At 72.0% G+C, this 11,930-nt stretch carries 6 protein-coding genes and 1 pseudogene; 2 read left to right on the top strand and 5 right to left on the bottom strand.

Annotation, left to right across the window (positions count from 1 at the left end):
• Positions 1 to 993, top strand: a 993-nt coding sequence (locus tag J7I97_RS36490; RefSeq protein ID WP_214944283.1) for an HEXXH motif-containing putative peptide modification protein, incomplete at its 5' end; no start/stop codon positions are given.
• Between the two features lie 64 nt (positions 994 to 1,057).
• Positions 1,058 to 4,063, top strand: coding sequence for an FxSxx-COOH system tetratricopeptide repeat protein (gene fxsT, locus J7I97_RS36485; protein WP_214944282.1), 3,006 nt, complete (start codon positions 1,058 to 1,060; stop codon positions 4,061 to 4,063).
• 218 nt (positions 4,064 to 4,281) lie between these two features.
• On the opposite strand, the gene J7I97_RS36480 is transcribed toward fxsT, so the two are convergent.
• The 5 genes and pseudogenes from J7I97_RS36480 to J7I97_RS40555 all read right to left on the bottom strand — a co-directional run.
• Entirely contained in the window at positions 4,282 to 8,187 is a 3,906-nt protein-coding gene (locus J7I97_RS36480) for a multifunctional oxoglutarate decarboxylase/oxoglutarate dehydrogenase thiamine pyrophosphate-binding subunit/dihydrolipoyllysine-residue succinyltransferase subunit (protein ID WP_214944279.1), read from the bottom strand.
• A gap of 258 nt (positions 8,188 to 8,445) precedes the next feature.
• Positions 8,446 to 9,525, bottom strand: coding sequence for a HAMP domain-containing sensor histidine kinase (locus tag J7I97_RS36475; RefSeq protein WP_214944277.1), 1,080 nt, complete (start codon positions 9,523 to 9,525; stop codon positions 8,446 to 8,448).
• Positions 9,522 to 10,262: a response regulator transcription factor gene (locus J7I97_RS36470; RefSeq protein WP_214944275.1), complete on the bottom strand. Its 741-nt coding sequence runs from the start codon at positions 10,260 to 10,262 to the stop codon at positions 9,522 to 9,524. Before J7I97_RS36470 ends, J7I97_RS36475 begins: the two co-directional genes overlap by 4 nt.
• Positions 10,263 to 10,473: 211 nt before the next feature.
• The gene (locus J7I97_RS40560) at positions 10,474 to 10,881 is read right to left on the bottom strand and encodes a glycoside hydrolase family 3 C-terminal domain-containing protein (protein WP_374195542.1); all 408 of its coding nucleotides are present in this window, start codon (positions 10,879 to 10,881) and stop codon (positions 10,474 to 10,476) included.
• A 234-nt stretch (positions 10,882 to 11,115) separates the two neighbouring features.
• A pseudogene (locus J7I97_RS40555) lies at positions 11,116 to 11,844 on the bottom strand (glycoside hydrolase family 3 protein); the annotation flags it as partial.
• Positions 11,845 to 11,930 lie beyond the last annotated feature (86 nt).

The following is an 11,930-nucleotide window of genomic DNA, read 5'->3' as shown; positions in this document are numbered from 1 at the left end:
GAGGAGACCCTGCGCCGGCTGCACGCGCCGTACGGGCCCGCCCCCGACCTCGGCCACCTCGGGGCGCTCTCCGCCGCCGCCGCGCTGCGCGCCGGGATCACCTTCAAGGCCACCGTGCGGCCCGTGCACGGCCGGCTCGTGCTGCCCACCCTCGGGCTGCTGCGCCCGTCCCGCCCCGGCCCGCTCACCCTCGACGAGCGGTCCTGGGACATCGACACCGACACCGTCGACGCACTGCCCCTCCACACCCTCCCCGGCGGCCGCACCGCCCTCGACGACCTCGACCCGTACCGGGCCCCCGGCGGCCACACCGCCACCGTCCGCCCCGCCCGCCGCCTCACCCCCAAGGGGCACAAGCGGTGGGACATCCAGTGGGCCGCCGCCTTCACCCTCCTCGACCGCTACGACGCCACCCGCGCGGCCGAGACGGCCCAGCTGCTGCGCTCCGTCGTCCCGCTCGCCGGAGGCTCCCGCTCCAGCGGCGCCACCCTGCCCGCGGCCGCCGGCTCCGTGCTGGTCCGGGCACAGGCCCCGCCCGCGCTGGCCGCCACCCTCGTCCACGAGGTCCAGCACGGCAAGCTGGCTGCCCTCGCCGACATCCTCACCCTGCACACCGCCAACCGCACCGCCCGGCACTGGGCCCCCTGGCGCCGCGACCCCCGCCCGCTGGAGGGGCTCCTGCACGGCGCGTACGCCCACCTGGCCCTGGCCGGCTACTGGCAGCGCGCCGCGCTCTACGGCGCCCGGGGCGCCTGGGCCCAGCACGCCCGGATCCGGGCGCAGGTGGCCGCCGCCCTGCCCGTCATCCGGTCGCAGCCCGAACTCACCTCCGCAGGACGGGAGTTCACTGACGCGATGACCGCCGCCGAGCGGGCCATGGACGAACTGCCGCCGCCCGGGGACCAGTACGCCACCGCCCGCCGGGCCCTGGAGCGCGAGCGGCGTGCCTGGTGCGCGGCCCACCCCGAACTCGCTGCGTTCGCACAAGGTTGACGGCCCGTCCGCTGCGATACCTTTTCAACCCCGTCCACTGCCGGGAGCCCAGGGAGACGGCCGCATGACCGGTACCGTTAGTCGTCAGGACCGCGACGGAGCCGCACAGCCGCAGCGCTTCGTCATCAGCTTCGCGGGCTTCAACCGGCCCTGGGCCGTGTGGATCGCCCACCGTCTGGAGGAGCACGGCCACCGCGTCACCCTCCAGCGGTGGGACCCGCAGAACGGCCCCGGCGTCGCCCAGTCCCTCGACGACCTCGCCCGCGGCGGCGGCCGGGTCGTGCTCGTCCTCAGCGAACGCTACTTCTCCGCGGGCACGCACACCGACGAGGAGTGGAACGCAGCCCTGCGCACCGTCACCGACAGCCACCCCGGCCGGTTCGCCGCCGTCTGCCTCACCGACGCACCCCTGCCCAGCGCCGTCGCCGCCCTGGAGAAGACCGACCTGTGGGGCCTGGACGCCTACGAGGCGGAGTACCGGGTGCTGCGCCGGCTGGAGCTGCCCACCGACCGGATCGGCACCGAGACCGGCCGCCGCGGCCCCCGCTTCCCCAACGACCCGCCGGAGATCTGGGGCCGGGTACCGCGCCGCAACCCGCGCTTCACCGGCCGCAACGACGTCATCGGAACACTGCGCGACGCTCTCACCGAGGCCCCGCCCGGCGCCTCGACCGTCACCCTGCTCGGACTGTCCGGGGTGGGCAAGACCCAGGTCGCCACCGAGTACGCCTACCGGTTCGCCTCCGAGTACGACGTGGTGTGGTGGGTCCCCGCCGAGGACCGGCCCACCCTGCGCGAACGGCTCGCCGACCTGGCCCCCGCGCTCGGCCTGCCGCGCGGCGCCGGCAGCTACGGCGAGCAGATCCGGGCCGTCCTGGAGGCGCTGCGGCGCGGATCCCCGTACAGCCGCTGGCTGGTGGTCTTCGACGGCTGCGACAACCCCGACGACCTCACCGACCTGCTGCCCGCCGGGGCCGGCGATGTGATCATCACCTCCCGCAACCGGGAATGGGCCGCCCGGCAGACCAGCCTGGTCGAAGTCCCGCTCTACGCCCGGCCCGAGTCGGTCACCTTCATCCGCCGCCGGGCCCTGCGGCTCACCGGCGGGGAGGCCGACCTGCTCGCCGAGGCCCTGGAGGACTACCCGCTCGCCCTCGACCAGACCGCCGGCTGGCTCGCCGACTCACCGCTGAGCGTCGGCGACTACCTGTCCCTGCTCCGGCGGCGGCTGGACTCCCACGAGGCCGTCACCCTCTCCGAGGACTACCCGCTGCCCTTCCCGACCGCGCTGGCGATACTCCTGAACAACGTACGGGAGAACTTCCCCGACGCCCTCGCGCTGCTACGGCTGTTCGTGTTCTTCGCGCCCGGCCGGGTCCCGCTGCGGCTGCTGCGCGAGTTCCCCGCCGACGACGTGCCCGAGCACCTCGCCGGGCTCATCAACGACCAGATCCGGTGGAACGCGGCCCTCAACAAGCTCGTGCAGTTCTCCGTGGTCCGCCTGGAGTACTCCGACCTGTCGGTGGAGGAGGGCGGCGGCGGGCTGGAGACCGTCCAGCTGCACAGCATGGTCCACAACATCGTCCGCGAGAACCTCGACGAGGACGAAGCCGTGCAGCTGTCCCGCGCGGTCCGGCAGGTCCTCGCGGCCGCCGACCCCGGCCGGCCCTCCGACTCCCGGCTCTGGTCCCGGTACGCCGAGCTGATCCCGCACCTGGAGAGCGCCGGGGTCCTCACCAGCACCAACCCCCGTATCCAGACCTTCCTGTTGCAGTGCCTGCGCTATCTGATCCTCGCCGGGGAGTACCGCACCTGCCTGCGGCTGTGCGAGGCGACGGACCAGACCTGGCGGTCCATGCTCGGCGAGGACCATCCCAATGTCCGCGAGCTCGGGTACCAGTACGGCGGGGCGCTGCGCAATCTCGGGCTGTTCCGCCGCGCCGAGACGCTGACCAAGACCGTTGCCGACCGGCTCACCGCGGAGCGCGGCGAACGCGACCTGGAGACCCTGCGCGCGAGCGCCGCGTACGGCGGGGTGCTGCTGTGCATCGCCAAGTTCGAACCGGCCCGGGAGCTCTTCGAACGCGGCCTGGCCACCTACCGGGAGCTGCTCGGCGAGGACGACTCCACCACCCTCAACGCCCAGAACAACCTGGCCGCCACCTACCGGCTGCTGGGCCGCTACCAGGACGCCTACGACCTCGACCTGGACACCATGCGCCGCCGCGAGCGCGTACTGCGTGCCCACCACATCTCCACGCTGTCCTCCGGCATCGCCTGCGCGATGGGCCTGCGGCTGATGGGCCGCTACCGGGAGGCCCAGACCCGGCAGGAACAGGGCGTCAAGCTCAACACCCAGGTCCTGGGCCCGGACCACCCGCAGACCCTGCGCGCCGAGCACAACCTCGGCATGTGCCTGCGCCGCTCGGGGGACATCCCGGGCGCGGGGCTGCGCCTGCGCACGGTGTGGGAGCGTGCCACCCGGGTCCTCGGCGTCGACTACCCGTGGACCCTGATGGTCGCCTCCGACTACGCCACCTATCTGCGCGAGTACGGGGACATCGGCGAGGCCCGCCGGATCTCCGAGCACGTGATCCGCGGCTACCAGTCGCAGCTGGGGCTGGCCCACCCGTACAGCATCGGCACGGTCGGCAACCTGGGGCTGGTACTGCGCGCCCAGGGCGAGCGCGCGGAAGCCCTGAGCCTGGCCGAACAAGCCCTGGTGGGCATGCGGGGCGCGCTCGGCGACCGCCACCCGTGGACCCTGGGCTGCGCCCTGAACGCCACCGGCCACCGCAACATCACGGGCCGCCTGGACGACGCGCTCGCCCTCAGCCGGGGAACCCTGCGCACCGCCGAGCAGGTCCTGGGCCCGGACCACCCGATGGTCCTGAGCGCCCAGATCGCCCTCGCCGCGGACCTGAGGTCGGTCCGGGAGGACGCGGAGGCGGGCAAACACGAGGACGCGGGCATCAAGGGCCTCACCCGCACCCTCGGCCCGCAACACCTCCACACCGTCTCGGCGAAGCAGCGCATGCGCCCGTACTGGGACTTCGAGCCCCAGCCGTAGCCCTGGCCGGGCGGGACGGATCCGGTCCGGGTGCGGGCGGGCGGGCGGCGCCGCGCGAGCGGGCCCGGGCTGCGCCCGGGCGTTCCGGGGCTCCGCCCCGGACCCCGCGCCTCAAACGCCGGCGGGGCTGGATTGGCCGCCGGGCGGGGCCCGGAAGCCGGAAGGCCCGGTCCCCCAGGGGGCCGGGCCTTCCGTCATGTGCTGAGCCAGCGAGGCGATCAGGCCTCGAAGACCTCGTTCAGCAGGAGCTGCTGCTCCGCCTGGTGGCGCTTCGCGGAGCCCACCGCCGGGGAGGAACCGTGCGGCCGCGAGATGCGCCGCAGGCGCTCGCCCGCCGGGATGTCCGCGCCGACCGCCAGGTCGAGGTGGTCGATCAGGTTCAGCGCGATGAACGGCCACGCACCCTGGTTCGCCGGCTCCTCCTGCGCCCAGATGTACTTCGCCGCGTTCGGGAACTTGGCGATCTCCGCCTGGAGCTCCGCACCCGGCAGCGGGTACAGCCGCTCGATGCGGATAATGGCCGTTTCGCGAGCCGCAGCGTCCGTGATGCCGCGCTTCTCCCGCTCGGCCTCCAGGTCGTAGTAGACCTTGCCGGCGCAGAAGACGACCTTGCGGACCGCGTTCGGGTCCACGGTCGAGTCGCCGATGACCGGGCGGAAGGAGCCCGTCGTGAACTCCTCCGCCTTCGACGCCGCCGCCTTCAGACGCAGCATCGACTTCGGGGTGAAGACGATGAGCGGCTTGTGGTGCGGGTTGTGGACCTGCCAGCGCAGCAGGTGGAAGTAGTTCGACGGCAGGGTCGGCATCGCGACCGTCATGTTGTCCTGCGCGCACATCTGGAGGAAGCGCTCGGGACGCGCGGACGAGTGGTCCGGGCCCTGGCCCTCGTAGCCGTGCGGGAGGAGGAGCGTGACGCCGGACGTCTGGCCCCACTTCTGCTCCGCCGAGGAGATGAACTCGTCGACGACGGTCTGCGCGCCGTTGACGAAGTCACCGAACTGGGCCTCCCAGAGGACCAGCGCGTCCGGGCGGGCCAGCGAGTAGCCGTACTCGAAGCCCATGGCCGCGTACTCGGAGAGCAGCGAGTCGTAGACGTTGTAGCGGGCCTGGTCGTCCGACAGGTACAGCAGCGGGGTGTAGTCCTCGCCGGTCTCCCGGTCGATGAGGACCGCGTGGCGCTGGCCGAAGGTGCCGCGGCGGGAGTCCTGGCCGGAGAGCCGGACCGGGGTGCCCTCCATCAGCAGCGAGCCGAAGGCGAGGGTCTCGCCCATGCCCCAGTCGATGGTGCCCTCGTCGATCATCGCCGCGCGGCGCTGGAGCTGCGGCAGCAGACGCGGGTGGACGGTGACCGTGTCCGGGATGTTGACCTGGGCCTCGGCGATCCGCTTGACGACCTCCGGGGAGATCGCGGTGTTCACCGGGACCGGGAAGTTCGCCGGGGCGACCGGGACCGGCGGGGCGATCGCGGGCTGCGTCGCGGCCTCGCGGACCTCCGCGAAGACCTTCTCCAGCTGGCCCTGGAAGTCCTGGAGCGCCTGCTCGGCCTCTTCCAGGGTGATGTCGCCGCGACCGATGAGGGACTCGGTGTACAGCTTGCGCACCGAGCGCTTCTTGTCGATCAGGTCGTACATCAGCGGCTGCGTGAACGCCGGGTTGTCGGACTCGTTGTGGCCGCGGCGGCGGTAGCAGATGAGGTCGATGACCACGTCCTTGTTGAACGCCTGGCGGAACTCGAAGGCGAGCCGCGCGATGCGGACCACGGCCTCCGGATCGTCACCGTTCACGTGGAAGATCGGCGCCTCGATCATGCGGGCCACGTCGGTCGCGTACATCGAGGAACGCGAGGACTCCGGGGCGGCGGTGAAGCCGACCTGGTTGTTGATGACCACGTGCACGGTGCCGCCCGTGCGGTAGCCGCGCAGCTGCGACATGTTCAGCGTTTCGGCGACCACACCCTGGCCGGCGAAGGCCGCGTCGCCGTGCAGGGCGAGGGGCAGGACGGTGAAGTCCGTACCGCCCTTGTTGATGACGTCCTGCTTGGCGCGGGCGACACCCTCCAGGACCGGGTCGACCGCCTCCAGGTGCGAGGGGTTCGCGACGAGCGAGACCTTGATCTGCTCGCCGTCCAGGCCGGTGAAGGTGCCCTCGGCGCCCAGGTGGTACTTGACGTCGCCGGAGCCGTGCATGGACTTCGGGTCGAGGTTGCCCTCGAACTCGCGGAAGATCTGCGCGTACGACTTGCCGACGATGTTCGCCAGGACGTTCAGGCGGCCGCGGTGGGCCATGCCGATGACGACCTCTTCGAGGCGGGCCTCGGCGGCCGAGTCGATGACGGCGTCGAGCAGCGGGATGACGGACTCGCCGCCCTCCAGGGAGAAGCGCTTCTGGCCGACGTACTTCGTCTGCAGGAAGGTCTCGAAGGCCTCCGCCGCGTTCAGGCGGCGCAGGATGCGCAGCTGCTCCTCGCGCTCCGGCTTGGAGTGCGGGCGCTCGATGCGGTCCTGGATCCAGCGGCGCTGCTTCGGGTCCTGGATGTGCATGAACTCGACGCCGGTGGTGCGGCAGTACGAGTCGCGCAGCACGCCGAGGATGTCGCGGAGCTTCATCATCGACTTGCCGGAGAAGCCGCCGACCGCGAACTCGCGCTCCAGGTCCCACAGGGTGAGGCCGTGCTCGGTGATGTCGAGGTCGGGGTGCTTGCGCTGCTTGTACTCCAGCGGGTCGGTGTCGGCCATGACGTGGCCGCGGACCCGGTAGGAGTGGATCAGCTCGAAGACGCGGGCGGCCTTGGTGACGTCGTCGTCGTGCGAGGCGTCGATGTCGCGGTTCCAGCGGACGGGCTCGTACGGGATGCGCAGCGACTCGAAGACGGCGTCGTAGAAGCCGCTCTCGCCGAGCAGCAGGTTCGCGACGATGCGCAGGAACTCGCCGGAGGCCGCGCCCTGGATGACCCGGTGGTCGTAGGTCGAGGTCAGGGTCATGACCTTGGAGATGCCCAGCTTGTTCAGGGTGTCCTGGGAGGTGCCCTGGAACTCGGCGGGGTAGTCCATGGAGCCGACGCCCATGATGACCGACTGTCCGGGCATCAGGCGGGGCACGGAGTGGACGGTGCCCAGGCCGCCGGGGTTGGTCAGCGAGACGGTGACGCCGGTGAAGTCGTCCATCGTCAGCTTGCCGACGCGGGCGCGGCGGACGATGTCCTCGTACGCCTGCCAGAACTCGAAGAAGTTGAGGGTCTCGGCCTTCTTGATGCCGGCGACGACGAGCTGGCGGTCGCCGTTGGGCTTCACCAGGTCGATCGCGAGACCGAAGTTGATGTGCTCCGGCTTGACCAGGGTCGGCTTGCCGTCCTTCTCCGCGAAGGAGTAGTTCATGGTCGGCATGGCCTTGATGGCCTGCACCATCGCGTAGCCGATGAGGTGGGTGAAGGAGATCTTCCCGCCCCGGGCGCGCTTCAGGTGGTTGTTGATGACGATGCGGTTGTCGAACAGCAGCTTCACCGGGACGGCGCGGACGGACGTGGCCGTCGGGACGTCGAGGGAGGCGTTCATGTTCTTGGCGACCGCGGCGGCCGGGCCGCGGAGCGTCACCAGCTCGGGGCCCGCGGGGGCCCCAGCGGGGGGCGCGGCCTTCTGGGCGGCTACGGGAGCGGCGGCGGCCGGAGCCGGGGCCTGAGGGGCAGACGCGGCCGGTGCGGCGGCCGGGGCCTGGGAGGTGACAGTCACAGCAGGGGCACCAGAGGGGGTGGCAGGAGCAGGGGCAGGAGCTGACACAGGCGTGGGCGCGGCGGTCGGCGGGGCAGTCGCGGCGCGCGCCGCCCCCGTGGCGGCGGCGTCGGCGGCCTGCGGGGCCTTGGCGGCGGGAGTGGCGGCCTGTGCGGAGGCGCCATCTGTCGTCGCGGGCTTCTCCGGGGAGTCCGGCTTCACCGGAGCGACAGCGCCCCCCGGCTTGTAGTCGGCGAAGAAGTCCCACCAGGCCCGGTCGACCGAGCTCGGGTCCTGGAGGTACTGCTGATAGATCTCGTCGACGAGCCACTCATTCGCGCCGAAGCCTGAGGCAGGGTTCTTCCCGCCCTCTGCTGCTTCGGTCGTGGTGCTCGAGTTACTGGGGGACTGTGGCGACACGGCGGCAACCGCCCTCTTCCGCTTCACAAGGTATGGACAGCGGGAATAAAGGCTACGCCTCCCAGACCGTGAGATGCAGACCGGGCGGGACTTCCGTCGCGTAGGTCACATCGAACGGCGGGTTTCACCACCTGGAATGGCGGGAAAAAGGCGTGGTTCGGGTAGGGGGTACCGAGGTTGCGGCCCCCTTGGCTTCGCACCCCTGACGGACCCCGGCGCATGTGGCCGAGATCATGTCCTTCCCACTCGAACCCTACGTCAACCCGACACCTGCGAGCTGCCTGGAAGGGTGACAAGGATTCGGCAGCCCCGTGACGATTCGGCCACACCGATGCGCCCGCCGTGCAGTTCGACGGCCCAGCGGGCGATCGCCAGGCCCAGTCCGGTACCGCCGTCCCCGCTGTTGGCGCTGCCCCGGTTGAACCGCTCGAAGACCCGGTGCCGCTCCTCCGCCGGGATTCCGGGACCTTCGTCCCGTACCTCCACGGCCAGGCTCCCGGGGGCGTCCCCGGCCCGGGCGTGGACCGTGACCCGGCCGTGCGGGGGGCTGTGCTTGACCGCGTTGTCGATCAGGTTCGCCACCACCTGGTGCAGCCGCTCGGCATCCGCGTACGCCGTCAGCTCGGGCGGGAACACGTCCAGGTGCAGGTGGACGTCGTTGCGGGTGTGCCCGCCCGAGCCGGAGGCCAGGCCCGGCCGTCCGGCGGCCGCCAGCCCCGACTCCTTCAGCACCCCCGACAGGTACGGCCACACCTCGAAGCGGCGGGCCTTCAGCGGCACCACCCCGTTGTCCACCCGGGACAGGTCGAGCAGGGTCCCCACCAGCCCGCCCAGGCGCTCGGTCTGCTTCAGCATCGTGCGCATGGTCTCCGGATCGGCGGCCGAGACCCCGTCCACCACGTTCTCCAGCACCGCGCGCAGCGCCGCGATGGGCGTGCGCAGCTCGTGCGAGACGTTGGCGACGAGCTCCTTGCGGTGCCGGTCCACCGCCTCCAGGTCGTCCGCCATCAGGTTGATGGTCGAGGCCAGGTCGCCCAGCTCGTCCCGGCGGCCCGCCCCGCGTACCCGGCGGGTGTAGTCCCCGTGGGATATCGCCCGGGCCACCGTCGTCATGTCGTCCAGCGGCGCCGTCAGGCTGTGCGCCACGAACTGGGTGATCAGCATCGAGGCGATCACCGAGAAGACCGTGATGAACCGCAGCTCGGTGTCGGTGCGCAGGGCCACCAGCAGCAGGCCCGTGGTGATGAAGACCGACACCACGACGAGCGTGCCGAGCTTGGTCTTGATCGAGAACGGCGAGAACGGTCGCAGCCCGGTCCCCGGAGGCCGGCCGGTCACGCCTGGGCCGGGGTCTCCAGGGCGTACCCGACGCCGTGGACCGTACGGATCCGCTCCGCGCCGATCTTCCGGCGCAGGGCCTTGATGTGGCTGTCGACCGTACGGGTCCCGGACGCGTCGGCCCAGTCCCACACCTCGGCCAGCAGCTGCTCCCGGGAGAGCACCGCGCGCGGCGTCCCCGCCAGGCACACCAGCAGGTCGAACTCGGTCGGCGTCAGGTGCACGTCCTCCGTCTGCACCCGGACCCGTCGCTGCGCGTGGTCGATCTCCAGATCGCCCAGGCGCAGGGTGGCCCCGCGCGGGGCGTGCGCGGCCAGCGTGGCCCGTTCCACCCGTCTGAGGAGTACGTGGACCCGTGCGGCCAGCTCGCGCATCGAGAACGGCTTGGTCATGTAGTCGTCCGCGCCGACCCCGAGCCCGACCAGCATGTCGGTCTCGTCGTCCCGGGCGGTGAGCATAAGTACGGGGACCGGCCGCTGCGCCTGGACCCGCCGGCAGACCTCCAGCCCGTCGAACCCGGGCAGCATGACGTCCAGCACCAGCAGCTCGGGCAGCCAGCTCTCGGCCGCCGCCACGGCGGCCGGGCCGTCGTACGCCGTCTGCACCTGGAAGCCCTCGGCGCGCAGCCGGGCCGAGATGGCGTCGGCGATGGTGCGGTCGTCCTCGACCACGAGCACGCGCCGCTGGGCACCTGGGGTGGCCGCGGCGCCGTTGTGGGTGGTGTGTGTCTGTTCCATGTCCCGCCCCTGAAGATCCCGCGTGATGGGGTGCAGCGTAGAGGAGGCACCGGCCTGCGGCTATGCGGGGTTCGGACAGGAGTGGCTGCGGAGAGTGAGGTATGCCGGGTGCCCGTCCCCCCACGGAACGGGCACCCGGCATATGCGGGGCCGTCAGGTGCCCCGCAGTATGTGGAGTCAGAGGTTCAGCGAGTCTTCGCGCTAAGCGGAATCAGAGCTTCAGCCCGTGACCGTGCGGGAAGACCGGGTTTTCCGTGTCGTTCGGCACATCCGGGCGCGAGGCCGCGACGGCCGCCATGGAGCGGGGGAGCTCGAAGGGGAGGCGGCCCTCCGGGACGGATGTGCCGAACGACACGTCGAGCAGCGCGGCGTCGGACGCTCCGTAATCGGCGATCAGCGCGGCCGCGCGCTCGGCGATCTCGGGGATGACGGCGGCCCGCTCCAGGTTGATGCAGACCAGGGTGGGGACGGTGTCGAGGAGGGCGAGGATCTCCGCCAGCTCCGGCTCGGGGAAGGCCAGCGAGCCCGAGTGGAAATAGGACTCGAAGATGTTCTCGCGGGGTTCGTACGGGGTGCGCAGGCGCAGGATCGCCAGGTCGGCCGCGGCCGGGTCGGCCACGAGCTCGCCGTACGCGGCGGCGACGGCCTCGTCCACGTTCCTGACGTACAGCTTCGGCCGCGCGGCGGTCAGCGGGAGCAGGCCCCCGGGGTTGGTGAGGACGGTGAGGGAGCGGCGCTGGGCCGCGGCTCCCAGGGCCGTGAAATCGGCCCGGCCCACCGTCTCGGCCGCCGCGTCCGGGTCGACGTACGGGTCCTCGAAAAGGCCGAGAACGAACTTCTCGCGCAGCAGCCGGCGCACGGACGCGTCGATCCGGTCCTCGGTGACCCGGCCGGAGCGGACCAGCTCCACGACGACCTCCGGGCACTGCTCGCCGCCGAACTGGTCGCAGCCGGCGTCCAGGGCGCGGGACGCGCGTTCGGCGACCGTCAGGTGCTCCAGGCCCCAGGCGCGCGCCGGGTGCACCTCGCCGAAGATCGCCGCGTCGTTGAGCAGGCCCCAGTCGGTGCAGACGATGCCGTCGAAGCCCAGCTCCTCGCGGAGCAAGCCGGTGACCACGCCCTTGTTGAAGCCGAAGCCGACCTCCTCCCAGTCCGTGCCCATCGGCTGGCCGTAGTACGGCATCATCTGCGCGCAGCCGGCCGCGACGGCCGCCTTGAACGGCTCCAGGTGGTGCTCGCGCATCCCGCCCGGGTACACCTGCTCCCTGCCGTGCGCGAAGTGCGGATCCTCGCCGTCCTTCTGGGGGCCGCCGCCCGGGAAGTGCTTGACCATCGCCGAGACGGACTCCGGGCCCAGAACCGGGCCCTGGAGGCCGCGAACGTACGCCTGGACCAGCTCGCCCGTGAGTGTGGCGTCCGAGCCGAAGGTGCCGGTCTGGCGGGCCCAGCGGGGTTCGGTGGCCAGGTCGATCTGCGGGTGCAGGGCGACCCGGAAGCCGACGGCGAGGTACTCCCGGCGGACGGTGTCGGCGAACGCGAACACCAGCTCGGGGTCGCCGATGGCCGCGAGGCCGAGCGCCTCGGGCCAGGCGGAGAAGGCGCCGGCGGAGCGAGCCGGCCGAGTCGGTCGCCGCGCACTGCGCCACCGTCGTCGCCCTCGCCGCGGAC

Source organism: Streptomyces sp. ISL-87 (assembly GCF_018614095.1).
Classification (GTDB): domain Bacteria; phylum Actinomycetota; class Actinomycetes; order Streptomycetales; family Streptomycetaceae; genus Streptomyces.
The sequence above is the reverse complement of the archived record's forward strand: the minus strand, read 5'-3'. Positions and strand labels throughout refer to the sequence as shown.